Raw genomic sequence first — 23456 nt, 5'->3', positions numbered from 1 at the left:
GTGTTCCTTTATGATGATGAGATTGTCGATCAAGACGTCTTGCCATCATCGCGTGCAAGCGCCACCATGTAAAGGACGCGATCAGGCGATTGGCGCCACGCCAGCCCTGTTTCGTCGCAGCGGCGTTGCACCCGCATGCAGAGCCGCCCATAATTGCTTCATTGCCAACCCGAGCGCCCATCCGAAAGCTGTCCCGCATGCATCCTACCGACACCGTCCCCCGCAAAACGAGCTTTCCCTACCGGCGCCTGCTGGGCGATGCCCGCTATGCGCTAATGCTCAATGTCCTGTGCGCTCTCTTCATTACCTTCGTGCTGAGCGGTGGGCAAAGCTTCTGGCTCAACCTGCTTGCATCCATGTGCATAGGCGGCATCGCCTTCCTGTTGATCGACGGCATCCGCCTGGCTTGGTGGGGCGAGGGACGCCGCCCCCCAAGGCTGCCCTTCACTGCCCTCATCATCGTCAGCGCCGCCGTAGCACAGGTAGGCGGCACCATGCTGTTCGGCTGGCTGGCCAATATCGACGTTCCCGCGCCCGTCTCCATGTCGTCACGCAATGTCGGCATGACGGTGTTCACCTTGGCGGCGGCGGGAGCGGCCATCCTGTTCTTTGGCAGCCGCGAAAAAATCGCCCGCCTGCAAATGGAGGCGGCCCAGGAAAAAGCCCGCGCCGAATCCGTGGCGCGCCAGGCCATGCAGGCCCAGCTGCAACTGCTGCAGGCGCAGATCGAACCGCACATGCTGTTCAATACCCTGGCCAACCTGCAAGGCCTGATCAGCTTTGATCCGGACCGCGCCCAGTTGCTGCTCGACCAGCTGATCCAGTATCTGCGCGCCACCCTCTCTTCCTCGCGCGCCGAGTCCACCACCCTGGAGCAGGAATTTTCCCTGATGCAAGCCTACCTGGGCCTGATGTCGATCCGCATGGGCGCGCGCCTGCGCTTTACCTTGGACTTGCCCGAGGCCTTGCGCCAAGTCAAGGTGCCGCCCATGCTGTTGCAGCCGCTGGTGGAAAACGCCATCCAGCACGGTCTGGAACCGAAGATCGAAGGCGGCCATATCCATGTGCAGGCATCCACGGACGCTGGCGTGCTGATTCTCACCGTCAGCGACGATGGCCTGGGCCTCGACCATTCGGGCCAGACCAAGGGCACGCACCTGGGCGTGGCGAATATCCGCGAACGCCTGCGCGGCATGCATGGCGATGCCGCCAGCCTGTCGCTGATCGCCAACCATCCGGCAGGCGCGACCGCCCGCCTGACATTCCCCCTTCCATCCACCATCACGAGTCCACTCGCATGAGCCAATACACCCCACGCGCGCCACGCGCCCTGATCGCCGAAGACGAACCGATACTCGCCGCCGCCCTCGCGCACGCCTTGCAGCGGCTGTGGCCAGAGCTCGACATCGTTGCCACCTGCCCCAATGGCGTGGAAGCCTTGCGGCAAGGCCTGGCACTGCAACCCGACATCCTCTTTCTCGACATCAAGATGCCAGGCAAGACGGGCCTGGAAGCGGCCGAGGAACTGGCGGAACAGTGGCCGGACGGCATTGCGTTCCCCCACATCGTGTTTGTTACCGCCTATGACGAATATGCGCTGGCCGCCTTCGAGCACGCAGCCGCCGATTACGTCTTAAAACCCATCAACGATGCACGACTGGGCAAGACGGTGGAACGCCTGCAGCAGCGCTTGCGCGACAGCAGCGTTGGCAACGGCACTGCTGCAGCCACGGCAACAGCAGCGCCAGCCGAACCGGTGCCGCGAGCGCCGCAGGCAGCCGAATCCGCCAGCGACGACAACATGGCTCGCCTGCTGAGCCAGCTGCAAGCCATGCTGCCGCCCGCCCCGCGCCTGCAAATGATACGGGCGGCCGTCGGCAACAGCGTGCGCATGATCGCGCTGGCCGACGTCGTGTATTTCGAAGCGCTGGACAAATACATCAACGTCGTGTGCCAGGACAGCGAGGCGCTGATACGCACGAGCCTGAAGGAACTCTTGCCCCAGCTGGATCCGCAACAATTCTGGCAAATTCACCGGGGCACCATCGTCAACGCCAGCGCCATTGCCACGGCCGTGCGCGACGAGGCCGGCAAGCTGTCGCTGACCCTGCGCCAGCACCCGGCGCAACTGCGCGTCAGCCCTTTATATGCGCATTTGTTCCGCCAGATGTAGCTAATGTAGCTGGTGCTTCAGGTCCGACAATTCATCGTGCACCTTGAGCACCGCGCTCTTCATTTCCGGCGTGACGCTGGCCGCCGTGCCGCAGGCCCGCTTGGCGCGGTCACCCAAGGATTCCATCTGGTCGACGGCTTGCCGGATGCGCGCATCGTCTTGCGTGTCGATGGCTTGCCGCACGGCGTTCTTTTGCTGGTCCAGCTGGTTGATGCAATCCTTCAAGTCCATCGGCATGCCCTGCTGCTTGCCGCACAACTGGGCCGCCTGGCCGATCGCGTGTTCGATGGCGCCGAAGCGCCGTGCCACTTCCTTTACTTGCATCATGATGCTCTCCTGTTCGCGTGGTATCCGGGTTGGATCGCGAAGCTGGCGCAGGGTTCCCCGCCAGCGGCCATGGCATCGAAATTTCCACGCGGCACTTTTTTTGTAAGCGCTTGTGACATATTAGATAATTATCAAATCCTTCAGATACATTGGCGTACCTGAACCACCATGTCCTCCATGACCTCGCTGCCCCCCCTGCCCCGCCGCGCTCCCGGCCTGCTGCTGATCGTCCTGCTGCACGGGGGCCTGGCATATATTGTCTTGCAATCGCGGCCGCGCGCCGTCACGGACGAGAACTTGCCGCAAGGCCCGGCCATCACCTGGCTGCGCCACACGCTCCCTGCGCCGCCCAAGCCCCGGCCATTGCCAAGCGCAACACCAGCCGCCACGCATCCGCCGCGCCTGCCGGTAACAGTTGCGGCGCCCGTCAGCCGCCCCTTGCCGCCGCCCGCCGCCGAGCAGGCGCCAGCGCCAGCAATGCCAGAAGCGATCACGGCCATCACGCCACCGAGCGCAGCCGATATCCTGGCGCAAGCCAAACGCGACGTGGGCAAGATCGACAAGGATTTACGCAAGGAATTCCCGCAGCGGGGCGGGGAGAAATTCGAGGACACGGGCTTCAAGCGCATGCAGCAGGGCTTTGCCGAAGCCTACGCGGCCGTGCCGCCGAAATGGTACGAGGCGTCAAAGATCGAGGAGATCGGCGCCAATGAGGCCAAGGGCAGCCGCACGTATAAAATCACCAGCGCGCTGGGCATCTTGTGCGTGACCACGCGCGCCGGCAAGCAGGGGGAAACGATGATCGGCATGTGCCCCAAATAGCCGCACTCAGCCCACCGCGTCACGCGCCCCCAGCGGCTGCAAATGGCGCAGGCGCAAGGCGATCAGCACGCCGCCGCCCAGGCACAGCCCCAGCATGATGACCACGCCCGTCCAGCCGTCGAAGCCCCACATCATGCCCGAGGCGGAACCGATCAGGCTCGAACCCAGGTAATAGAACAGCAGGTAGAAGGCCGACGCCAGGGCCTGCGGAGCGCGGGCGCGGCGGCTGACCCAGCTGCTGGCGATCGAGTGCGAAGCAAAGAAGCCAAAAGTGGCCAGCGCCATGCCGATGACGATCAGCGGCAGCGAGTCGAACAGGGTCAATAAAATGCCGGACAGCATCACCGACAGCATGATCCACAGCACGCCCCGGCGCCCCAGCCGGTCCACCAGCCGGCCCGCCCAGACGGAACTGAAGATGCCGATCAGGTACAGGAAGGCCAGCAAGCCGACCGTGCTCTGGCGCAAGCCGAACGGCGCGGCCAGCAGGCGGTAGCCGATGTAGTTATACAGGCTGACGAAACAGCCCATCAGCACGAACGCCAGGCAGAACAGCCATGGCAAGCCCCGGTCGGAAAAATGCTGTTTTATCGCGTGCGGCAAGGCATTCCAGCCTTTTGTACTGGGCACGAAATTCTTCGACGCGGGCAGGCTGCGCCAGAATTCCGCCGCCGCCAGCACGCCGGCCACGCCCAGCACGCCCAGCGCCCAGCGCCACGACAGGAAATCGCTGAGCATGGACGCCACCAGCCGTCCCGACATGCCGCCAAACGCGCTGCCGGCAATATACAGCCCCATCGACAGGCCCAGGGACGGACCCTCGATTTCCTCGCCCAGATACGCCATGGCCACGGCCGGCATGCCGCCCAAGGCCACGCCCAGCGCGGCGCGGATCGCCAGCAGCTGCGCATAATCCTGCGCAAACGCGGACAAAATAGTGAGAATCGCGGCGGAAAACATCGACGCCACCATCAGCGGCTTGCGCCCGATCCTGTCCGAGACGGCGCTCAGCAGCACCAAGGAAATGGCCAGCAAGCCACTGGACACGGACAAGGACCAGCTGCTTTGCGCCGGCGTCAGATGAAACTGGTGTGACAGCAGCGGGAACAGGGGCTGGATGCAATACAGCAAGCTGAAAGTGGAAAAGCCGCCAAAGAACAGGGCGCGGTTGCTGCGCTTGAATTCAATGGAACCCTTGGCGATGGCCGTGCGGGGAACTGGAGCAGAAACCGGAATGGCGGATGGGGCAGCGGGGGCAAAGGCAAGCGATGAATCAGACATGGCCGTGTTTCGAAGAAGGAGCGAGTCTTCATCTTAGGATTGCCAACTCATATCGTCCAATATATATTCAAGGCCCAACTCATACTTTTAAAATATTACTTATATGGAACTGCGCCACCTGCGTTACTTTGTCGCCGTCGCCGAAGAGCTGCACTTTACGCGCGCGGCTGAACGCCTGCACATCGGCCAGCCGCCGCTGAGCCAGCAGATCCAGGCGCTGGAAGCGGAATTGGGCGCGCAGTTGTTCGAACGCAACAAACGCTCCGTGCGGCTGACGCAGGCGGGTGCGCTGTTTCTCGATGATGCGCGGCGCATCCTGGCCCTGTCGGAACAGGCAGCCGTGACGGCGCGCCGGGCCCAGCGGGGCGAAGCGGGTGAGTTGCGCATCGGTTTTACCTTTTCCACGCCATTCACGCCGTATTTCGCCACCGTCATCAACCGCTACCGCCAGCAGTTTCCGCACGTCACCTTGACCTTGCACGAGATGGCGACCCTGCATCAGCTGGAAGCGATCAGCGGCCGCACCATGGACCTGGGTTTCGTGCGCCCGCCGGAAACGACGTATCCGGACGATATCCGCCTGACGGAGTTGCGCAAAGATCCGCTCTTCCTCGTGCTGCCCGTCGCCCATGCGCTGGCGGCCAAGGATGCGATTGCCATTGCCGACATGGCGGGCGAAGGTTTTGTCATGTACCCCAAGGATGCAGGCACGGGAATTTATCCGCAGATCTTCCGCCTGTGCAAGGCGGCCGGCTTCGTGCCCCAGGTGGCGCAGGAAGCGGGCGAAGCGTCGACCATCATCGGCCTGGTGGCGGCCGGCTGCGGCATTTCCGTGCTGCCCGCCTCGTTCGACCGCATCCGCATGGATGGCGTGTGCTACCGCCCGATCGCAGACCCGCAGGCGACCACCAGTCTGTTATTGGCACAACGGGAAGAAGAGACGTCGCCGCTGGTGGCGGCATTCGTGAAACTGGCCGAGGAAGCGGCGCTGGAAGGGGGAGCGTAGGCCAGCAGGCGCCGGCCTACGTGCACTGCTTTACGAGTAGTCGGCGTCCAGCTCCGAACCCGCATAGTTTTCCAGATCCTCGAACAGGCTCTTCATGCTGGCCCGCGTGAGGATTTTATGCACGACAGTGCAGCTGCGGCGGTACGAGGCGATGCGGTCAAGCAACACGGGATGGTGCTGCACGGGCACCTTGGCCACCAGGGCGGCCCAGCCTTCCTCGAAGTCGGGCTTGTTCTTGCGCACGGAACGCACAAAGCGTTCAAACTCCTTCTGACCCGTGCGCGCGATGATGCGCCCACCGCCTTCGATGGCAAAGATGATGGCCAGGGCGATGACGCCCTCGGCATTCAAGTCGCTGTCGCTGACGGGGCCGTTGTCGTGGTGACGGCGCAGCCAGCCGGCCAGGCGCACGACGGCTTGCACTTCCTTGCGCTGTTGCAACTGCACGGCATACTTTTCATAGCCGGCCCAGTTCTGGTTCGGGTCGGCCTGGCAAATATCGATGAACAGCTCGCGCAGGCGTCGCGCAAGGTAAACGGGGTCCTGGTCGTACTCACCCACCAGGGCGTCTTCCGGCAGCTGCGACAATTCCTTGATCAGGCGGAAGCCCACCTGGAATGCGTGCTCGGCACCGTGCTCGACGAGGAAGTCGAGCGCGGCCTGGTCGCCTTCATGCGTGACGGCCTGCTCCAGGCCCAGCGACACGCCACCCACCGTCAGGTACAGCGCTTTCTGGATGCCGTCGGCCGTGCGTTCATTCGTGAACTTCTCGGCCACCATGGCCGTGATGCCCGTCAATTCGTCGGCCAGGTCCAGCGCCGCGTCCTCGCGCGGATCGTTCGGCAACAATTTGATGGCGCGCACCAGGCGCGGAAGATTCTCTACAACAATTGCTGGCAGCATTAGACGTTCCCTGCTTTCATTACGAGAAAATGCCCGTGCCCAGGCTGCGGCGCGTGCTGGAGCGTGGCGCGCTGCGCGTGCTCGGCACTTGTTTGCGCAGGCGGTACAGCAATTCCTTGGTGCTCCGCTGCAACATGGTCGGCTCTTCGTCCGGGTCGTCCGAGTATTCCGCGTCGGCCAGGTCGGCGCTGTGGCGGAAGTCGGGGAACAGCTCGAACAACGAGCGGTCCCAGCCGTCTTCATTCGCTTGCGCCAGCTCGATGGCCAGCGGCACGACGTCGTTGTCGGACGAGGTCACGCCCGTCACATACGGTCCCTTGATGACGATCTCGCCCGCCACTTCGAGGATTTCCTTCGGCGCCATCGAGAACAGGATGGCGAACGCCGTGGCGCCCCAGTCGGTCGCGGACGCTTCCAGCAGCAGCTCGCGGCGGCGCTCGGCGTCGTCGGTGGAAAACACCACGCCGTGGATGTGCGCGAACAGCGATTCGGCGATGCGTTCCGGATCGTCCTCGATCTGGTCGTCGCTCCAGGTGGCGGCGATGAAGGCCAGGCTGTCGGCCCAGGCCTTCGGCGGCACCAGCAGGGTGGCCAGCGACATCTTGCCGCCGTCGAAGCCGGCCAGGTGCAGGGCCGTCACTTGCGGCGGGATGGCGCTCAGCACTTCCACCACGGCAAGATCGCCGTACTGGTCGGCCGCGTCGGCAAACGCCTGCTCGGCGTGGCCCAGCGAGCCGGACAGCACCAGTTCAGTGACCTGCTTGGTCAGCGCGGGCAAGTTGCTCTTTTGTTCATTGTTATCGGCCATGGTCATCTCCATCCTGGTCAAACATCTGGGCGAAATCGTCGGTGGCTTCGTCTTCATCGTGCTCGTCGTCGCCGTCGTCATTGGCGGCCAGCTGGTCGAGCGACTGGTCGTCGTCGTCCCACAGGCGCGGATTCTTGTGCAAAAAGGCCGTGATGATGGCCTGGCGCGCCAGGTCGGGGAAGCTTTCTTCAATCGCGGCGTACATCTTCGCCGCTTCCGGCGCGGCGCACGCGGCCATGGAAAACACGCGGGCCGTATCGCCGAATTCGTAGTCTTCGCTTTCGGCCAGCAAGCCTTTCGGGTCGCTGAACGTGATGTGGTCGACCAGCGCGAAGGCCAGCATGTTCACGTCTTCGATGCCGCCGCCGCTCGCGTATTCGCCCACCAGGGCGTCGACCATGCTCTTGTAGTTCTTGCGGTTCGGCGGGTCGCCGAGGATGCCTTCGATCTGGCCTTCCAGCTCGCGCGACTGGTACGCGAATTCAGGGTGTACTCTTCTCATGCTGTGCTTTCCAATGTGATGCGCGGCACTTTTACTTAAAAGCAAAAGCACCATTGTTTGTTGTTTTTCAAATCATTCGGGCTGGCCGGGCGGCCGCCAGCAGGCTTAGTCTGCCGGCAGTACCGTGCCATGCAGGCGGAACACGCCGCACCACAGGGCATAGGCTTCCGCTTCCGGGTCGATGATGATGCGGTGGTTCACGCTCTGGTCGTATTCTGCGCGCTTGGCCGGGTCGGCCAGGATTTCATACGCCTTGGTCACGCTCTTGAAGCGCGCCTCGGCGCCGGGGGCCTGGTTGCGGTCGGGGTGGAAGCGCATGGCCAGCGAACGGTAAACCTTCTTGATTTCATCGTCGCTGGCATTGGGCGCGACACCGAGGACGTTATATAAATTTTCCATAAATGGCTCCGGGGTCACGTTTTGTTTGCTAATTAAAGGCGAATTATCCTATAGAACGGCGTCGGCGTCGCTTGCATGCCGGGAAATGGGGGTAAATACGTGCTTATAAAGCGCTTGTGGTACGGTAAAATGCTTTTTACTGTCACTCTTCCGCATTGATCAATGAGCAACGATAAACCGAATACCGCCGCGCCAGCGCTGGCGCCCAATTTCTTGCGTAACATCATCGAAGCCGACCTGGCTGCCGGCGCCCATGTGCGTCCCGGCCTGCCCCAGGTGATCACGCGTTTCCCGCCGGAGCCGAACGGCTACCTGCACGTGGGCCACGCCAAGTCGATCTGCGTCAACTTCGGCCTGGCGCGCGATTATGCCGGCCAGTGCAACCTGCGCTTCGACGACACCAATCCGGCGAAGGAAGAGCAGGAATACGTCGACACCATCATGGACAGCGTGAAATGGCTGGGCTTTGACTGGGAGCCGAAGCATGCCGATGGCCAGAGCCACCTGCACTACGCGAGCGACTATTTCGACCAGCTGTACGCGATGGCCGAGTACCTGATCACGGCCGGCTTTGCCTATGTCGACAGCCAGAGCGCCGAAGACATGGCCGCCAACCGCGGCAATTTCGGTCAGGCCGGCAAGAATTCGCCATTCCGCGACCGTCCGCGCGACGAATCGCTGGCCCTGTTCCGCGCCATGAAGGCGGGCGAATTCAAGGATGGCGAGCACATCCTGCGCGCGAAGATGAGCGAAGATGCCATGAGTTCGCCGAACATGAACTTGCGCGACCCGGCCATCTACCGCATCCGCCATGCGCACCACCACCGCACGGGCGACGCCTGGTGCATCTATCCGATGTACGACTACACGCATCCGATCTCGGACGCGCTGGAAAACATCACGCATTCGATCTGCACGCTGGAATTCCAGGATCACCGCCCGTTCTACGACTGGCTGCTGGAAACCCTGTCGGCCGGCGGCTTCTTCCAGCAACCGGTGCCGCGCCAGTTCGAATTCTCGCGCCTGAACCTGACCTACATCGTCACCAGCAAGCGCAAGCTGCGCCAGCTGGTGGAAGAAAAAATCGTCGATGGCTGGGACGACCCCCGCATGCCGACCCTGGTAGGCATGCGCCGCCGCGGCTACACGCCGGAAGCGATTCAACTGATGTGCGAACGCACGGGCGTGACGAAATCCGACGGCTGGATCGACTACAGCGTGCTGGAAGGCTGTTTGCGCGAAGACCTGGATCCGAAAGCACCCCGTACGGTGGCCGTGCTGCGTCCATTGAAACTGATCATCGACAATTTCCCTGAGAGCGAGAGCGTGGAATGCACGGCGCCCGTGCACCCGCACTTCCCGGAGCGCGGCCTGCGCACCTTCCCCATCTCGCGCGAGCTGTGGATCGAGGAAGACGACTTCATGGAAGTGCCAAATAAAGGCTATTTCCGTTTGTATCCGCCGATCGACGACAAGCCGGGCAGCCGTGTGCGCTTGCGCTACGGCTACGTGATCGAGTGCACGGGCTACGACAAGGATGCGGACGGCAAGGTCATCGCCGTGCATTGCACCTACTTCCCCGACAGCAAATCGGGCACGGAAGGCAGCGCCAATTACAAGGTCAAGGGCAATATGCACTGGGTCAGCGCGCCGACGGCCATTCCCGCCGAAGTGCGCCTGTACGACCGCCTGTTTACCGACCCGCAGCCGGACGCGGGCGGCAAGGACTTCAAACTGGCCTTGAATCCGCTGGCCAAGGAAGTGGTGCAAGCGTGGCTGGAACCGGGCGCGGAACTGGCCCAGCCGGAACAACGCTTCCAGTTCGAGCGCCACGGTTATTTCGCGGCCGACCGGGTTGACAGCCAGCCTGGCAAGCCCGTCTTCAACCGCATCGTCACCCTGAAAGACAGCTGGCAGCCCGCCAAATAAGGGCTGGACGGCACACGAAAAAAACCGCTGCGGCGGTTTTTTTTCGTTTCAACGAGAAATATTGCCTGTTGACTACATTCACGATAATTTTGTATATTAGGCAGCTATTGAGCAATTTGCAATTTCGATGGCGCTTGCACAACCCAGCCCAGCCTCCGCCGCCCAGGCGGCACCCGATTCCTCTTCCTGATGCGGATGGCGATGTCTTCTACTGCCGGCGAACACCCCTTAGCTGCTGAAAAAAGACCGCAGTGGCTGCTCGGCGTTGTGGTGTCGATGATGGCGGGCCTGCTGTTCTACATGGCCGCCTCGCTATCGATCGAAAGCGATGCCAGCGAACAATTCAACAATCTGGCGCGCAACACCCAGAAAAGCATCGAATCGCGCACCAAGTCGTATGCCAACCTGCTGCGCGGCACGGCCAGCCTGTTCCGCGCCAACGCACACGTGAGCCGCGAGCAATTCCACCGCTACGTGGCAAACATCGCCCTGCAACAGAACTACCCGGGCGTGATGAATCTCAATTACAGCCAGGAACTCGACGAGACGCAGCGCGCCGCCTTCGAAGCGGCCATGCAGCGCGACTATCCGCCCGGGCGCGACGGCTATCCGGCGTTTGCCATCCATCCGCCCGCCCCGCGCGCCGAGTATTCCGTGCTCGTGTACATCGAGCCGATCGCCAGCGCTCCGGAAAAGTATGGCTATGACATCGCCGCGCGCCCGCTGATCGCCGAAGCGCTGGCGCTGTCGCGCGACTCCGGCCAGATCAGCAATTCCGGCGTGCCCGTGCCGATGGACGGCCGCCCCCAATTGACGGGCATGGCCATGCGCATGCCCGTGTACCGCTTCGGCATGCCGGTCGATACGCTGGAGCAAAGGCGCGCGGCTTACCAGGGCTCCGTCGGCATCGGCTACGACCTGGTGACGATGATGCGCAGCGCGCTGGCCGACATGCCGGTACGCAACGTCCGCCTGACCCTGTTCGATATCGGCCCGCAGGCGCTTGAACAGCGGGAGGTGCCGCTGCAGCTGCCGCACGACATGCGTCCCATCTTCGACAGCACGGCGGCGGGCATGCATGCGCCATGGTGGCAGCCCGGCAATTCGGGCCGCTACCTGAGCAGCACGTTGCTGATCGAGCACAATGGCCGCGCCTGGCAAGCGCTGTTCAGCGTGCGCAAGAGCGACCTGTATTCGCGCTTCGACGTCTTCCTGCCGTGGCTGGCCCTGCTGATCGGCTTTGCCAGCACCATGCTGCTGTATGTACTGTTCCACACCCTGGCGTCGTCGCGCCGGCGCGCCATCCAGATGGCGACGGGCATGACGGAGGAATTGCGCGCCAGCCAGATCCGATTGCAACTGTCGCACCAGAAACTGCGCCGCCTGGCAGCGCATGCCGACCAGATCAAGGAAGAAGAGCGCAAGCGCATCGCGCGCGAAATCCACGACGACCTGGGACAGAACCTGCTGGTCTTGCGCATCGATGCCGACATGCTGGCCTCGCGCACGCAGCGCCGCCACCCGCGCCTGAACGCCCGCGCCCGCTCGACTCTGGAGCAGATCGACGCCACCATCAAGAGCGTGCGGCAGATCATCAACGACTTGCGCCCTACCGTGCTGGACCTGGGCGTGAATGCGGCCGTCGAATGGCAGGTGGCGCAGTTTCGCCAGCGCACGGGCATTGCCTGCGAAGTGAGCGAAAGCCATGACGACATTTGCCTCAGCGACCAATGCGCGACGGCCCTGTTCCGCATCCTGCAAGAGTCGCTCAGCAATATTTCCCAGCATGCGAATGCCAGCCGCGTGCAAGTCAAGCTGGAAAAATGCCACGATACGGTGTCGATGAGCATCAGCGACAACGGCGTGGGCGCGGCCATCGACGGGCGCAACAAGCTGGGCTCGTTTGGCCTGGTGGGCATCGAGGAACGCATCAAATTGCTGGGCGGCACTTTTTACATCGAAAGCAGCCCCGGCGCCGGCATGAGCGTACACGTCAGCGTGCCGCTGGGCGCGGACGCCACCGCCTTTCCCTACCAGGAAGAAAGCCGGGCCAGCGGGTGACAGCCGCGCGCCCGCACGAAGCAAGCTCAGCTTGCATATTTCGTAATTAGATGCAATATTGATGTAGAACAACTCAGCGCCCGCCCGCCATGGGCCAGGCATTCCTCGACTACTTGCCAGGAGTACACACGCACCGCTTTTCCTTGTTACACCGCAGTTCCCACAACGCTCTTTACCAAAGGACATTCATGGATACGAACGACAGTTTCAAAGCAATTGCCGATTTGAATTTGGACGCGATCAAGGTCAAACTGATGCACCGGGAGTCAGGCGAAGGATGGAGTCTGGAGAAGGCGAATGCAGTGGAATTCGAGTACCGCCGCTTCCTGATCCTGATGAAACAGTTTCCGGAAGAAGAAACGGCGCCTTTGATGGACGTCGACACCTTCTGGCACTACCACATCCTCGACACCCTGAAATATGCGGCGGACTGCGAACAGGTGTTCGGTTACTTCCTTCATCACTTCCCCTACATCGGCCTGCGCGGCGAAGACGACGAAGCGGCGCACCATCGCGTGGGCGAGCGCATGAAGCAGTTGTATGAACAAACGTTCGGGGAAGATTATATCCGCGCAGACACGGCGTATTCGGGGCGCGCCGTACAGGCGGCGTATTCGGGACGGGCGGTACAGGCTGCGTATTCGGGACGGGCAGTGCAAGCTGCGTATTCAGGACGGGCTGTCCAAACAGCATTTTCCAGTGCAGCGGTACAGGCGACGGCTTACTCGGGCCGGGCCGTGCAGACGGCGTTTTCCAGTGCGGCGGTGCAGGCGACGGCGTATTCGGGCCGCGCGACCGGGGCTGCCAACACCGCATTTTCCAGCGCCCCTGCCTCACTGGCCGCGGCGGTGGTCAAGTCGTCCTCGACTGGCCTGGAAATGGGGCGTTTCTATGTCGATCGTCCGGTGCTGAACCGCGACCCGCAATAGAAAAGCGGAAAACAGATGTGGCTGCCGCACGCGGCAAGCCTGGCTTACCCAGACGGCACCTCTCAGCTTGCCGTCTGTCAGGCGCTCTTAGGCAGCCATCAACTCGCGCAGTTCACGAATGCTGAAATCGCTGATTTCATGCATGCGGATGAGGATCGTGGCGCCGATCGGCAAGGTATTGTGACGAATCTTGCTGATGACCGGTGGCGCCACTTCCAGGGCTCGCGACAAGGCGGCATCGTTTTTCAGTTGCAACTTGTCGATGATCGCATCGAGGACGCGATTCGGGTTGTAGGTAGGCAAAGAGGTAATTTGTTTGAGAGACATGATCGAAAATCCGTACTTGTTGTATTAGAGCAAAAAGAAACCGAATGTCTCTTCTGCAATAATTCAGGGTAAACACACTAAAAAGCGCCATCACTTATGCGGCTTTTACGCCGCAAACAATATAATACACGCTATTGTTGATTTTTGCGTAACTTAAAGCAAAATTGTGATAATTGAAGAGAATTGACGCACTTGGAATGTGCTAGAGGATAACTCAAATCGGAAAAATTTGCTGCAAGTCATCAATTTTTACGATGAGCAACACCGCTATGCATGAGCCAGACTATGGCCATGAGGGTGCTGAGGCGGGCCATTTCCGCAGATAAATGCCAGCCTTGCGCGGCCACGCCGGCCGGGGTGGCAAGCGGGCAAGTGCCCGGGAGGGCATCCACGCGGCACCAGGCCAGTTGCCGGCGGATTTCATCGGGCGGCGGCGGCGGCTGCAGCGCGCGTTCGCGCCGACGCATGTAGGCGCGTACCTGTTCCTTGCTGGGGTGATTCGTAGCTCGCATGGCTTGCTCCTGCTGACGGGAAACAGCGTCACGCTGTTCAGAGCCCGCCACAAGAGCCCAGACGCGTGACGACATTGCTCACCATATCGCCAGCGCGCCATGACGCGTTTGCGCTGCGTCAAAGGCACGGCCCCGGCGTTGCGCCGAAGCCTGTACTGTGCCATGACTCCAGCGGCCTGGCTTCCGTCCTTATTTCTTTTGCTGGCGCACGCGCTGCTGCTGTTTTTCCTGCGTTTGCTGGCGATTCTGTTTGCGCTCGAACAAGGTGACCGCATCTTTCTTGGCTTGCTCGGCGGTACGCATTTCCTCATGCGCATCGTGCGGGACAAAAAATTCGGCGTCCTGCGCCGCCACGACCAGCTTGATGGCGGCCTCGTCGTCGAGGTCGTACAGTTCCGTCAGGACGGTGGTGACCTCGTCCAGGTATTCTTCGTAAGTGAGGGTGCTCATGCTGTAGTCCTTAAGTGAGTGGCGCAACGCGGGAACGGCGCGCTGCGCGCCGGCCCAGCAAAGTGCGCAGATAACCGGCCATTTTACCCGATGCCGGCGCCATCGGCAGACAGCGCCTGCAAGGCATCGGCCACGCGCGCATAGCGCAGACGCACGCCCAGCTCGCGCTTGAGGCGCGTATTGTGCAGGCGGCGCGATTCGGACATGAACGACAGCAGCATCGGCGTGACCACTTGCTGCAACTCGGCACGCGGCAGGCGCGGCGGGCGTGGCAAGCCGAACGTGTCGGCCACGGCGTCGAAATACTCGGCCATCTTGAGTTCGCTGTCATCGCTGGCGTGATACACGCGTCCCGGCTTGCCCCGCCACAGGGCCCGCTCGATGATGCGCGCCAGGTCATCGGCATGGATATGGTTGGTGTACACATCGTCGCCCGCGGCCAGGGCTGGCGTGCCCTCGCGCAAGCGCTTCAACGGCAAGCGATCCTCCGCATAAATGCCGGGCACGCGCAGGATGGCCACCTTGGCGCCGCGGCGCGCGCCCCAGCCGCGCAAGACCTGTTCGGCGTCGACGCGCCGCTTCGCGCGCGCATTGCCCGGCGCCGTCGGCCGCGTTTCATCGACCCAGGCGCCGGCGCAATCTCCATACACGCCGCTGGTGCTCACATACACCATGCGTGCATGCTCGGGTAAAATGGCGGCCAGATTGCGCGTGCGCCGGTCCAGCAAGCCCGACGACAAGGGCGGCGCCAGGTGCACGATCATCGACGCCAGTCCCGCCAGCCGTTTCAGGCTGGCGCGGTCGTCGAGGTTGGCCACGATGGGCACGGCGCCGGCCGCCCGCAACTGCGCGCAGCGCGCCGGCTGGCTGGTGACGGCAAAGACGCGGAAGCGCGCCGCTAGCTGCGGCAACAGACGCATGCCGACGTCGCCGCAGCCCAGGATCAGCAAGCGCGGCAAGCCTGACGGCTTGCGCAAAGAGTGCATTAACATATTTTTCATCTCAAGGATTGTATGACTTTTCAAGTTACTGTTCAGCCCAGCGGCCACCAGTTCAGCTGCGAAGCGGACGAAACCGTGCTGGCGGCGGCGATACGCGCCGGCGTGGGCTTGCCGTATGGCTGTAAAAATGGCGCCTGCGGTTCCTGCAAGGGCAAAGTGCTCTCCGGCACCGTCCAGCACAAGGCGCACCAGCAGCGCGCCCTGACGCCGGAAGAGGAAGCGGCCGGCTTTTCCCTGTTCTGCTGCGCCACCACGGACGCCGACCTCGTTATCGAAGCGCGCGAAGTGGCGGGCAGCAGCGACTACCCGATCAAGAAAATGCCGTCGCGCGTGACCACCATCGAGAAAGTCGCCCCCGACGTCGTCGTGCTGACCCTGCAATTGCCGGCCAGCGAGCGCCTGCACTACCGCGCCGGACAGTATATCGAAATCCTGTTGCGCGACAACAAGCGCCGCAGCTACAGCATGGCCAGCGCCCCCGTCGAAGGCGGCCCCGTGAGCCTGCACATCCGCCACCTGCCGGGCGGCCTGTTCACCGACCAGGTGTTCGGCAGCATGAAAGAGCGCGACATCCTGCGCTTCGAAGGCCCGATGGGCACTTTCTTCCTGCGCGAAGATTCCGACAAGCCCGTCGTGCTGCTGGCCTCGGGCACGGGCTTTGCCCCATTGAAAGCCATCGTCGAGCACATGATCAACGAGCAATCGCCGCGCCCGATCACCCTGTACTGGGGCGGCCGCCGTCCGCACGACCTGTACATGGACGCGCTGTGCCGCCAGTGGGCCGCCGACTTGCCGCAGTTCACCTATGTGCCCGTCGTCTCGGACGCCTTGCCGGAAGACGCGTGGGAAGGCCGCACGGGCTTCGTGCACCAGGCCGTCATCGCCGACTTGCCGGACATGTCCGCGTATCAGGTGTATGCCTGCGGCGCGCCCGTGATGGTGGATGCGGCCCACCGCGATTTCGTGCAACTGTGTCAGCTGCCAGCCGACGAATTTTACGCGGACGCCTTCACCACGGAAGCCGACCTGGCCAAGTAAGCGTCACCTTCCAGACAGCGGGGTGCTGCTGGCGCGGCATCCGCTGCCGCCACCCGCCTCACCCCGTCGTGCCCTGGAAAGTATTCATGTCTCTCGCCTCTGCCGGCAACGGCTTCAGTATCCTGCGTCACCGCAATTTCGCCTTTTACCTGTCCGCCCGCGTGCTGGGCACCGTGGCCGTGCAGATGCAAAGCGTGGCCATCGGCTGGCAGGTGTACCAGATCACGGGCAGCCTGTTCGACCTGGGCCTGATCGGCCTGGCGCAATTCGCGCCTTTCCTCGTCTTGATTTTGCCGGCCGGCCACGTGGCCGACCGCTATAACCGCCGCAATATCATCGCCTGGTGTCTGGCGGCACAACTGGCTTGCGCGCTGGCCCTGCTGGCGTTTACGTTAAGCAATATTTCCATCGTCTGGCCCGTGTTTGCCGTGCTGGTGCTGTTCGGCAGCGCGCGCGCCTTCATGATGCCGGCCACGCAAGCCGTGCTGGTCAACATGGTGCCCACGCAACACTTCAGCCGGGCCGTCGCACTCAGTTCATCGAGTTCGCACGTCGCCATCATCCTCGGCCCCACCCTGGGCGGCTTGCTGTATTACTTCGGCCCCAAGGTCGTGTACCTGATCTCGTCCGCGCTGCTGGTCGTGTCCGTCCTGCTGATGCGCGCCACCACGCCCGCGCCGCAAGTGGTGAAGCGCGAACCCGTCAGCTGGCATACCCTGCTCGAAGGCTTGCGCTTCGTCTGGTCGAAACCCATCGTGCTGGGCGCCATTTCGCTCGACCTGTTTGCCGTGCTGTTCGGCGGCGCCACGGCCCTGCTGCCGGCGCTCGCGCACGACGTGCTGCATATCGGCCCCAGCGGCCTGGGCTTGCTGCGCACGGCGCCGGGCGCGGGCGCCGCCCTGTGCTCGATCGCGCTGGCCATCTTTCCCATCACGCGCCGCGTGGGCGCGTGGATGTTCGGCGGCGTGGCCGTCTTCGGCCTGGGTACTCTGGTGCTGGGCAGCACCAGTTATTTCCCGCTGGCCCTGGCGGCCCTGTTCCTGATGGGCGCCGGCGACATGGTCAGCGTCTACATCCGCCACTTGCTGGTGCAGTTCGAGACACCGGACGAGATCCGCGGACGGGTCAGCGCCGTCAACGCCGTCTTCATCGGCGCCTCGAACGAGCTGGGCGAGTTCGAATCGGGCTTGACGGCCGGCTGGTTCGGCCTCGTACGCGCCGTGCTCTTCGGCGGCGCCGCCACCCTGGCCGTGACGGGCATCTGGGCCGTGCTGTTCCCCGTGCTGTCGCGCATGGACCGCTTCCCCCACCACGAGAAGGAAGCGGCCGCCAGGACGGCCACCACGGCCAGCACATAAGGTCTAAGATGCGCTATCGCCACTGACCAAGCCGCACCATGAAAATCACGCTTCCATTCCACAGCTTCATCCGCAGCCGCCCCCACCTGAGCATGGCCACGGCCATCGGCGTGGCGGCCGGCCTGTTGCTGCCCTCGTCCTGGCAACAGATGACGCGCTTGCTGACGGCGTGGAATGTCGCCGTCTGGTTCTACCTGGCGACGATGGCCTGGATGATGATGCGCGCCAACCACCACAAGGTCAAAGCCATGGCGGCGCGCCAGGACGAGCGGGCGGCCACCGTCCTGTCGGCCCTGTCCGTCGCATCCGTGATGAGCCTGGTGGCCATCGTCTCGCAGCTGTCCTCGATGAAAGACATGGCGCCGGACGAGCGCGCGCTGCATTATGGCCTGACGATACTCACCCTGGTCGGCTCGTGGTTCCTCGTCGGCACCCTGTTCTGCTTCCACTATGCCCACCTGTATTACCAGGCCGACCCCGCACTGCGCCCCCTGAAGTTTCCCGACGACGAGCAAGAGCCCGATTACTGGGATTTTCTGTATTTCGCCTTCACCATCGCCGTCGCCGTGCAAACGTCGGACGTTTCCGTGCAGACGCGCATGATGCGGCAGATCGTGCTGGGGCAATCCGTGCTGAGCTTTTTCTTCAACTTGGTCGTGCTGGGGCTGTCGATCAATATCGCGGCTGGACTCATCAATGGCTGAAAAATAATTTCGTAGCGGAAACTTGACCTGGCTGAAGGGTTAAGCGCATCTTAATCGTGCGCACCCTCTTGAAATACTGGAAAGAGGAGTAAGATAAGTTCCATGCACAGAGGTCATGTGCATGAGGCAGCAACCAGGCCGCAGCACGCCTGAGATGGGTTTTTTTTGAATTGACAGGAGTAAGCATATGCAAATCAATATTCATACCGACAGCACCATCGCCAACACCGCTGGACTGAACGAACATGTGCAATCCGTACTTGAAAGCGCACTGAACCGCTTCCGCGACAACCTGACCCGCATCGAAGTCCACATCAGCGACACGAATGGCCCGAAAGGCGGCGCCGACGATATCCGCTGCGTCATGGAAGCACGCGTTGCTGGCTATCAACCGATCGCAGTGACCGAACAGAACGCCACCGTGCATCAATCCGTTGCCGGCGCCACTGATAAACTGAAACGCGCCATCGATAGCGCCCTGGGCCGCCTGCAAGACAGCAAGCGCCATGCCACCGGCAAGAATGCCGTGATCGATACGGCCGAAGCGGAAGAAACCGCCGAGTAACTCCCCACCCGCAGGATTTCCAGAGACTGAGGCAGCCGTTCAAGGCTGCCTTTGCACATCCGCCCCGCCTTTCGCGCGCGCCAACATCCATAACAAAACCGCAAGCATTCCAGCGTATTAACGCGGCAATGAAATAATTGTCGTATTTCTCACAGTAAGTGACCTCAAGCAAGCCTTTGCCGTTACAGCCAAGGCTGCTTTACGCTATCATGAAGCTACCGGCCCCCTGCTCGCGCGCCGGCTTTTTGAAAGTGTGATTGTGGAACAGATCGGCAACTTCGGCGCTTCAGGCTGCAACATCGGCGATTTACAGCTATTTCGCGATGGGGCGGATAGCCAGACGGCCGCCATGCTGGCGCCCTGCCCCGTCATGCGCCTCGAAGCGGGCGAAGCTATTTCCGACACGCAAGGCGCCAGCCTGTACATCGTCCTGCGCGGTTCGCTGGCCGTGGCCGCCGACACCCACACGGGCATGGATGACGGCACCGTCAGCAAGGTCTTGCCCGGCGAAAGCGTGGGCGAACAGTCGGTGCTCGATGAAGCGAGCAACCTGGCCGCCATTTCCGCCCTGGAAGAAACCGATTTGCTGGTGATCGACGCGGCCATCGTCTGGGAATTGATCGAACAGTCGAACGGCCTGGCGCGCAACCTGCTGCGGCTGCTGTCCTTCCGCATCCGCGCCGCCAATGCCCTGCTGCGCCGCCGGCAAAAGCTAGGCGAATTCTACCGCCAGCTGTCGATGGTCGACAGCCTGACGGGCTTGTACAACCGCGCCTGGCTGACGGATTTACTGCCGAACATGATCGTCACGGCCCACGCCAGCGGCTCGCCCCTGTCGCTGGTGATGATCGACCTCGACCATTTCAAGCGCTTCAACGACACGCACGGCCACCAGGCGGGCGACCAGGCACTGCGCATCGCCGCGCAAGTGCTGGGCGCGGCCCTGCGGCCCACGGATTTTGCCGTGCGCTACGGTGGCGAGGAAATGATGGTGATCTTGCCCGATACCAACGAACACGTGGCCCTGCGGGTGGCCGAGCGCCTGTGCGAGCGCATGCAACTCGCCGTCATCTTTGCAGACATGCGCAGCGCGCTGCCACACATCACGGGTTCCTTCGGCGTGGCCAGCCTAGCGGCCGAACAGGACGACCATGCGCTGATCGCCGCGGCCGACGCGGCGCTCTACCGCGCCAAAGCATCGGGCCGCAACAGGGTCATGCTATAGATCAGGCGGCCTTGCTGTCGGCCGGCTTGCTTGCATCCGGCTTGGCAGCATCATCCTTCTTGCTGCTGTGCGCGGCGATGAAGTCGGCGTAGCCCTTCTGCACCAGTTCATACGTCTTGTCGATATTGCCGGCGATATCGCCATTCAGTACTTTCAAGCCGCCCAGGATGTCGCGCGCTTCCTTGAAGCCTTTTTCCATGCCGCCGCTGATGGTGTCCATGAACTTGGTCAGGGCCGTATCGTCGTCCATGCCGGGATTCTGTTTCTTGAACGCATCAAAAAAACCCGTTGACAGCGATACAATGCGGCTCGCCGTCGCTTCGGCGCTGTTATCCTGCGAAGCCGCATTCTGGATCGCGTCCTCGCCGTACTGGCTCTTCAGCGCTTCATTGATGTTGGTGATGGCCGTCTTGTACAGCAGCGCCAGCGGCTCGTTCTCGGAACCGATCGACACGTTCAGCGAGGCCTGCATGATGGAAGCGTTCAACTGCAGCTTGGTGCGGTCATTGACGCTCATTTCAGCGTTGATACCGTCCTTTTGCTGGACTTTATCGTCCTTGCCGGCAACACCCGTACTGACGGAAGTCACGGAAGGGTTGGAATTGCCGCTTGCGGCGATGGGAATTGACACGATAGACCTCCTTGAACGGGCAATGTATGCCACCATGCGGAAAACGCGATGATGACCATCCTCTCGTGTAGTATCGGCAGGTTTTCAGAAAACTGTAGCAGCGGCTGCTTTTAGCGGCCCGGATAACCAATCAAGCAACGACCATCAATGACTAACCAGACCTTTCTTTGGCACGACTACGAAACCTTTGGCGCCCAGCCGCGCCGCGACCGCCCGGCCCAGTTCGCCGCCATCCGCACGGATGCGGACCTCAACGAGATCGGCGAGCCGATCATGCTGTATTGCCAGCCTGCCAATGATTTCCTGCCCGACCCGCAATCGTGCCTGATCACGGGCATCACGCCGCAGCAGTGTCTGCAGCTGGGCGTGCCCGAGCACCAGTTCGCCGCCACCATCGAAGCGGCCTTTTCGGAGCCGGGCACCATCGGCGTGGGCTACAACACCATCCGTTTCGACGATGAAGTCACGCGTTTCCTGTTCTGGCGCAACCTGATCGACCCGTATGCGCGCGAATGGAAGAACCATTGCGGCCGCTGGGACATCCTCGACGTCGTGCGCATGACGCACGCGCTGCGCCCGGAAGGCATGCAATGGCCGAAACGCGACGATGGCCAGACCAGTTTTAAACTGGAACACTTGAGCAAGGCCAATGGCCTGGCCCACGAAGCGGCGCATGATGCGCTGTCCGACGTGCGCGCCACCATCGCCCTGGCGCGCCTGATCAAGGAAAAGCAGCCGAAACTGTTCGAATTCTGCCTGGCGCTGCACAAGAAGGACAGGGTCGCCAGCGAAATGGGCATGCACCTGGCAGCCGCCGAGCGCCAGCCTTTCCTGCACGTGTCGGGCATGTTCCCCGCCGAGCGGGGCTGCCTGGGCGTCGTCTGGCCGCTGGCCACGCATCCGAGCAATAAAAACGAGATCCTCGTCTGGGATTGCGCCTACGACCCGCGCGAACTGTTCGCGCTGGACGCCGACACCATCCGCACGCGTTTATTTACACGCAAGGATGCCATGCCGGAAGGCATGACGCGCCTGCCCGTGAAAAGCGTACACCTGAACAAATCGCCCATGCTGGTCGGCAATCTGAAAACTTTGTCGCCGGCCATGGCCGCGCAATGGGGCATCGATCTGGACGCGGCGAAGGTCAACGCGCAACTGGCCGCGACGGCGCCGAACATGGATGCCATCTGGGCCGAAGTCTTCCAGCGCCCGGGCGCAAATGTCGCGCTGGACGTGGATGAGGATTTGTACAATGGTTTCGTCAGCAACGACGACCGCCGCCTGCTCGAATCCTTGCGCCGCGACACACCGGCCAAGCTGGCCACGGCCCGCCCCTCGTTTGCCGACGAGCGCCTGCAGGAATTGCTGTTCCGCTACCGCGCCCGCAATTTCCCGCAAACCCTGAGCGAAGCGGAAAGCCTGCGCTGGGAACAGCACCGCGCCGCCCGCCTGTTCGACGGCGACGCCGGCGCCCGCACCATCGAAATGCTGTTTACGGAGATCGATGTGCTGTCGGAATCGGTCGATGAGCGGGGAGAGGAAATTCTGGGAGAACTGTACGATTACGCGGAGATTGTCGCCCCCCAGCGCGATTAGTCGCACCTAAGCAAACCTACTGCGCGTCGGTTTGGTTAGGCGCTGTGCGGCTAACTGTAGATAGTTTTATACAGAACGATGCGCATTGATCGCATCGCGCGTTTCAATGGCCACGCGCCGCGCCGCGGCGGCGAAGTCTTCGCCAGCCTGCGGCGTGGCGTAGATGATGGCGCGCGAGGAGCTGATCATCATGCCCATGCCGTTCGCCGTCTGGCCCGCGCCGACGGTGGCGGCAATATCTCCGCCCTGGGCGCCGATGCCGGGCACCAGCAGCGGCATGTCACCGACGATGGCGCGCACTTGCGCCAGCTCTTCAGGGAAGGTGGCGCCGACGACGAGCGCGCACTGGCCATTCTTGTTCCATTTCTCGGCCACCAGGCGCGCCACGCGCTGGTACAGGGGCACGCCGTCCGTATCGAGGAATTGCAGGTCGGAGCCGCCCGGGTTCGAGGTGCGGCACAGGATGATCACGCCGCGGTCTTGCCATGCCAGGTAGGGGTCGAGCGAATCCTCGCCCATGTACGGGTTCACGGTGACGGCGTCGGCGCCGTAGCGCTCGAACGCTTCGCGCGCATATTGCGTGGCCGTCGCGCCGATGTCGCCCCGTTTCGCGTCGAGGATCAGCGGGATGTGCGGATAGTTTTCGCGCACGTAGCGGCAGATGTCTTCCAGCTGCTTTTCCGCACCCAGCGCGCCAAAATACGCGATCTGCGGCTTGAAGGCGCAAGCCAGGTCGGCCGTGGCATCGATGATGCGCGTGCAAAAGGTGGTGATTCCATCAGGCAAATCGCGCAGTTCGGCCGGCAGTTTCGCCAGGTCGGGGTCCAGGCCCACGCACAGCAGGGAATTATTGGCCGTCCATGCGGCGGATAATTTATTGATGAAATTCACGGCACACCTTCTCTATAT

25 protein-coding genes are annotated in these 23456 nt (G+C 62.4%); 13 read left to right on the top strand and 12 right to left on the bottom strand.

Features of this window, described 5'->3' with window-relative positions; genetic code table 11:
• Positions 1-197: 197 nt before the first annotated feature.
• Complete coding sequence (locus tag SJI03_RS13165; RefSeq protein WP_322427467.1) at positions 198-1301, top strand: sensor histidine kinase; 1104 nt, start codon at positions 198-200, stop codon at positions 1299-1301.
• Positions 1298-2173, top strand: a complete 876-nt coding sequence (locus tag SJI03_RS13160) for a LytTR family DNA-binding domain-containing protein (RefSeq protein ID WP_322427466.1) — start codon at positions 1298-1300, stop codon at positions 2171-2173. The genes SJI03_RS13165 and SJI03_RS13160 overlap by 4 nt, the downstream gene beginning before the upstream one ends.
• Here the strand turns inward: SJI03_RS13160 and SJI03_RS13155 are convergent, their stop codons facing one another.
• On the bottom strand, positions 2174-2500 hold the full coding sequence (locus SJI03_RS13155) for a hypothetical protein (protein ID WP_070257487.1): 327 nt from the start codon (positions 2498-2500) through the stop codon (positions 2174-2176).
• 168 nt (positions 2501-2668) lie between these two features.
• On the opposite strand from SJI03_RS13155, the gene SJI03_RS13150 reads away from it, so the two are divergent.
• Complete coding sequence (locus tag SJI03_RS13150; RefSeq protein WP_322427465.1) at positions 2669-3322, top strand: hypothetical protein; 654 nt, start codon at positions 2669-2671, stop codon at positions 3320-3322.
• Positions 3323-3328: 6 nt separating this feature from the next.
• On the opposite strand, the gene SJI03_RS13145 is transcribed toward SJI03_RS13150, so the two are convergent.
• Positions 3329-4603, bottom strand: a complete 1275-nt coding sequence (locus tag SJI03_RS13145) for an MFS transporter (RefSeq protein WP_322427464.1) — start codon at positions 4601-4603, stop codon at positions 3329-3331.
• A 103-nt stretch (positions 4604-4706) separates the two neighbouring features.
• Between SJI03_RS13145 and SJI03_RS13140 the strand changes: the two genes are divergently transcribed.
• On the top strand, positions 4707-5609 hold the full coding sequence (locus SJI03_RS13140) for a LysR substrate-binding domain-containing protein (RefSeq protein ID WP_322427463.1): 903 nt from the start codon (positions 4707-4709) through the stop codon (positions 5607-5609).
• A 30-nt stretch (positions 5610-5639) separates the two neighbouring features.
• On the opposite strand, the gene SJI03_RS13135 is transcribed toward SJI03_RS13140, so the two are convergent.
• From SJI03_RS13135 to SJI03_RS13120, 4 genes are all read right to left on the bottom strand, one after another.
• Positions 5640-6512 carry a hypothetical protein gene (locus SJI03_RS13135; RefSeq protein ID WP_099379470.1) on the bottom strand — a complete coding sequence of 291 codons (873 nt, stop codon included), beginning with the start codon at positions 6510-6512 and terminating at the stop codon, positions 5640-5642.
• Positions 6513-6531: 19 nt separating this feature from the next.
• The gene (locus SJI03_RS13130) at positions 6532-7320 is read right to left on the bottom strand and encodes a hypothetical protein (RefSeq protein ID WP_099379471.1); all 789 of its coding nucleotides are present in this window, start codon (positions 7318-7320) and stop codon (positions 6532-6534) included.
• On the bottom strand, positions 7310-7822 hold the full coding sequence (locus SJI03_RS13125) for a hypothetical protein (RefSeq protein ID WP_034781751.1): 513 nt from the start codon (positions 7820-7822) through the stop codon (positions 7310-7312). The genes SJI03_RS13130 and SJI03_RS13125 overlap by 11 nt, the downstream gene beginning before the upstream one ends.
• A 105-nt stretch (positions 7823-7927) precedes the next feature.
• A complete protein-coding gene (locus tag SJI03_RS13120; RefSeq protein WP_010395442.1) occupies positions 7928-8221 on the bottom strand; it encodes a DnaJ domain-containing protein in 294 nt (97 codons plus the stop codon).
• Positions 8222-8383: 162 nt separating this feature from the next.
• Between SJI03_RS13120 and SJI03_RS13115 the strand changes: the two genes are divergently transcribed.
• From SJI03_RS13115 to SJI03_RS13105, 3 genes are all read left to right on the top strand, one after another.
• On the top strand, positions 8384-10150 hold the full coding sequence (locus SJI03_RS13115; RefSeq protein ID WP_322427462.1) for a glutamine--tRNA ligase/YqeY domain fusion protein: 1767 nt from the start codon (positions 8384-8386) through the stop codon (positions 10148-10150).
• 201 nt (positions 10151-10351) lie between these two features.
• Positions 10352-12211 carry a CHASE domain-containing protein gene (locus tag SJI03_RS13110; RefSeq protein WP_233516264.1) on the top strand — a complete coding sequence of 620 codons (1860 nt, stop codon included), beginning with the start codon at positions 10352-10354 and terminating at the stop codon, positions 12209-12211.
• Between the two features lie 188 nt (positions 12212-12399).
• Positions 12400-13140, top strand: coding sequence for a glycine-rich domain-containing protein (locus tag SJI03_RS13105; RefSeq protein WP_099379473.1), 741 nt, complete (start codon positions 12400-12402; stop codon positions 13138-13140).
• A gap of 87 nt (positions 13141-13227) precedes the next feature.
• On the opposite strand, the gene SJI03_RS13100 is transcribed toward SJI03_RS13105, so the two are convergent.
• The 4 genes from SJI03_RS13100 to SJI03_RS13085 form a co-directional block, all read right to left on the bottom strand.
• On the bottom strand, positions 13228-13467 hold the full coding sequence (locus SJI03_RS13100; protein WP_029496207.1) for a hypothetical protein: 240 nt from the start codon (positions 13465-13467) through the stop codon (positions 13228-13230).
• A gap of 242 nt (positions 13468-13709) precedes the next feature.
• Positions 13710-13979: a hypothetical protein gene (locus SJI03_RS13095; RefSeq protein WP_099379474.1), complete on the bottom strand. Its 270-nt coding sequence runs from the start codon at positions 13977-13979 to the stop codon at positions 13710-13712.
• 189 nt (positions 13980-14168) lie between these two features.
• The gene (locus tag SJI03_RS13090) at positions 14169-14429 is read right to left on the bottom strand and encodes a hypothetical protein (RefSeq protein ID WP_035825355.1); all 261 of its coding nucleotides are present in this window, start codon (positions 14427-14429) and stop codon (positions 14169-14171) included.
• 83 nt (positions 14430-14512) lie between these two features.
• Entirely contained in the window at positions 14513-15430 is a 918-nt protein-coding gene (locus SJI03_RS13085) for an SDR family oxidoreductase (RefSeq protein WP_322427461.1), read from the bottom strand.
• Positions 15431-15442: 12 nt separating this feature from the next.
• On the opposite strand from SJI03_RS13085, the gene SJI03_RS13080 reads away from it, so the two are divergent.
• The 5 genes from SJI03_RS13080 (at position 15443) to SJI03_RS13060 (ending at position 20320) form a co-directional block, all read left to right on the top strand.
• Positions 15443-16468, top strand: coding sequence for a CDP-6-deoxy-delta-3,4-glucoseen reductase (locus SJI03_RS13080; protein WP_322427460.1), 1026 nt, complete (start codon positions 15443-15445; stop codon positions 16466-16468).
• A gap of 86 nt (positions 16469-16554) precedes the next feature.
• The gene (locus SJI03_RS13075) at positions 16555-17826 is read left to right on the top strand and encodes an MFS transporter (protein ID WP_322427459.1); all 1272 of its coding nucleotides are present in this window, start codon (positions 16555-16557) and stop codon (positions 17824-17826) included.
• Positions 17827-17864: 38 nt separating this feature from the next.
• A complete protein-coding gene (locus SJI03_RS13070) occupies positions 17865-18530 on the top strand; it encodes a DUF1345 domain-containing protein (RefSeq protein WP_099379478.1) in 666 nt (221 codons plus the stop codon).
• 187 nt (positions 18531-18717) lie between these two features.
• A complete protein-coding gene (locus SJI03_RS13065; RefSeq protein ID WP_034781728.1) occupies positions 18718-19095 on the top strand; it encodes an HPF/RaiA family ribosome-associated protein in 378 nt (125 codons plus the stop codon).
• Positions 19096-19354: 259 nt separating this feature from the next.
• Positions 19355-20320 carry a GGDEF domain-containing protein gene (locus SJI03_RS13060; protein ID WP_099379550.1) on the top strand — a complete coding sequence of 322 codons (966 nt, stop codon included), beginning with the start codon at positions 19355-19357 and terminating at the stop codon, positions 20318-20320.
• Between the two features lies 1 nt (position 20321).
• Here the strand turns inward: SJI03_RS13060 and SJI03_RS13055 are convergent, their stop codons facing one another.
• Complete coding sequence (locus SJI03_RS13055; protein ID WP_322427458.1) at positions 20322-20951, bottom strand: DUF5610 domain-containing protein; 630 nt, start codon at positions 20949-20951, stop codon at positions 20322-20324.
• A 147-nt stretch (positions 20952-21098) separates the two neighbouring features.
• Here SJI03_RS13055 and sbcB point away from each other — a divergent pair, with 147 nt between their 5' ends.
• A complete protein-coding gene (sbcB, locus tag SJI03_RS13050; protein WP_322427457.1) occupies positions 21099-22547 on the top strand; it encodes an exodeoxyribonuclease I in 1449 nt (482 codons plus the stop codon).
• A gap of 66 nt (positions 22548-22613) precedes the next feature.
• Here the strand turns inward: sbcB and pyrF are convergent, their stop codons facing one another.
• Positions 22614-23438: an orotidine-5'-phosphate decarboxylase gene (pyrF, locus tag SJI03_RS13045; RefSeq protein ID WP_322427456.1), complete on the bottom strand. Its 825-nt coding sequence runs from the start codon at positions 23436-23438 to the stop codon at positions 22614-22616.
• Between the last annotated feature and the right edge of the window lie 18 nt (positions 23439-23456).

The sequence above is a fragment of the Janthinobacterium sp. GMG1 genome, assembly GCF_034427795.1.
GTDB lineage: Bacteria > Pseudomonadota > Gammaproteobacteria > Burkholderiales > Burkholderiaceae_D > Janthinobacterium.
The sequence above is the reverse complement of the archived record's forward strand: the minus strand, read 5'-3'. Positions and strand labels throughout refer to the sequence as shown.

What these genes read in the sequence shown, in the direction of transcription:
- SJI03_RS13115 (WP_322427462.1), top strand. Translation starts at nt 8,384, where the DNA reads ATGAGCAACGATAAACCGAATACCGCCGCGCCAGCGCTGGCGCCCAAT.
- SJI03_RS13130 (WP_099379471.1), bottom strand. Translation starts at nt 7,320, where the DNA reads ATGGCCGATAACAATGAACAAAAGAGCAACTTGCCCGCGCTGACCAAG.
- SJI03_RS13065 (WP_034781728.1), top strand. Translation starts at nt 18,718, where the DNA reads ATGCAAATCAATATTCATACCGACAGCACCATCGCCAACACCGCTGGA.
- sbcB (WP_322427457.1), top strand. Translation starts at nt 21,099, where the DNA reads ATGACTAACCAGACCTTTCTTTGGCACGACTACGAAACCTTTGGCGCC.
- SJI03_RS13140 (WP_322427463.1), top strand. Translation starts at nt 4,707, where the DNA reads ATGGAACTGCGCCACCTGCGTTACTTTGTCGCCGTCGCCGAAGAGCTG.
- SJI03_RS13090 (WP_035825355.1), bottom strand. Translation starts at nt 14,429, where the DNA reads ATGAGCACCCTCACTTACGAAGAATACCTGGACGAGGTCACCACCGTC.
- SJI03_RS13095 (WP_099379474.1), bottom strand. Translation starts at nt 13,979, where the DNA reads ATGCGAGCTACGAATCACCCCAGCAAGGAACAGGTACGCGCCTACATG.
- SJI03_RS13155 (WP_070257487.1), bottom strand. Translation starts at nt 2,500, where the DNA reads ATGATGCAAGTAAAGGAAGTGGCACGGCGCTTCGGCGCCATCGAACAC.
- SJI03_RS13145 (WP_322427464.1), bottom strand. Translation starts at nt 4,603, where the DNA reads ATGTCTGATTCATCGCTTGCCTTTGCCCCCGCTGCCCCATCCGCCATT.
- SJI03_RS13085 (WP_322427461.1), bottom strand. Translation starts at nt 15,430, where the DNA reads ATGAAAAATATGTTAATGCACTCTTTGCGCAAGCCGTCAGGCTTGCCG.
- SJI03_RS13150 (WP_322427465.1), top strand. Translation starts at nt 2,669, where the DNA reads ATGTCCTCCATGACCTCGCTGCCCCCCCTGCCCCGCCGCGCTCCCGGC.
- SJI03_RS13120 (WP_010395442.1), bottom strand. Translation starts at nt 8,221, where the DNA reads ATGGAAAATTTATATAACGTCCTCGGTGTCGCGCCCAATGCCAGCGAC.
- SJI03_RS13165 (WP_322427467.1), top strand. Translation starts at nt 198, where the DNA reads ATGCATCCTACCGACACCGTCCCCCGCAAAACGAGCTTTCCCTACCGG.
- SJI03_RS13105 (WP_099379473.1), top strand. Translation starts at nt 12,400, where the DNA reads ATGGATACGAACGACAGTTTCAAAGCAATTGCCGATTTGAATTTGGAC.
- SJI03_RS13075 (WP_322427459.1), top strand. Translation starts at nt 16,555, where the DNA reads ATGTCTCTCGCCTCTGCCGGCAACGGCTTCAGTATCCTGCGTCACCGC.
- SJI03_RS13110 (WP_233516264.1), top strand. Translation starts at nt 10,352, where the DNA reads ATGTCTTCTACTGCCGGCGAACACCCCTTAGCTGCTGAAAAAAGACCG.
- SJI03_RS13135 (WP_099379470.1), bottom strand. Translation starts at nt 6,512, where the DNA reads ATGCTGCCAGCAATTGTTGTAGAGAATCTTCCGCGCCTGGTGCGCGCC.
- SJI03_RS13125 (WP_034781751.1), bottom strand. Translation starts at nt 7,822, where the DNA reads ATGAGAAGAGTACACCCTGAATTCGCGTACCAGTCGCGCGAGCTGGAA.
- SJI03_RS13100 (WP_029496207.1), bottom strand. Translation starts at nt 13,467, where the DNA reads ATGTCTCTCAAACAAATTACCTCTTTGCCTACCTACAACCCGAATCGC.
- SJI03_RS13080 (WP_322427460.1), top strand. Translation starts at nt 15,443, where the DNA reads ATGACTTTTCAAGTTACTGTTCAGCCCAGCGGCCACCAGTTCAGCTGC.
- SJI03_RS13160 (WP_322427466.1), top strand. Translation starts at nt 1,298, where the DNA reads ATGAGCCAATACACCCCACGCGCGCCACGCGCCCTGATCGCCGAAGAC.
- SJI03_RS13070 (WP_099379478.1), top strand. Translation starts at nt 17,865, where the DNA reads ATGAAAATCACGCTTCCATTCCACAGCTTCATCCGCAGCCGCCCCCAC.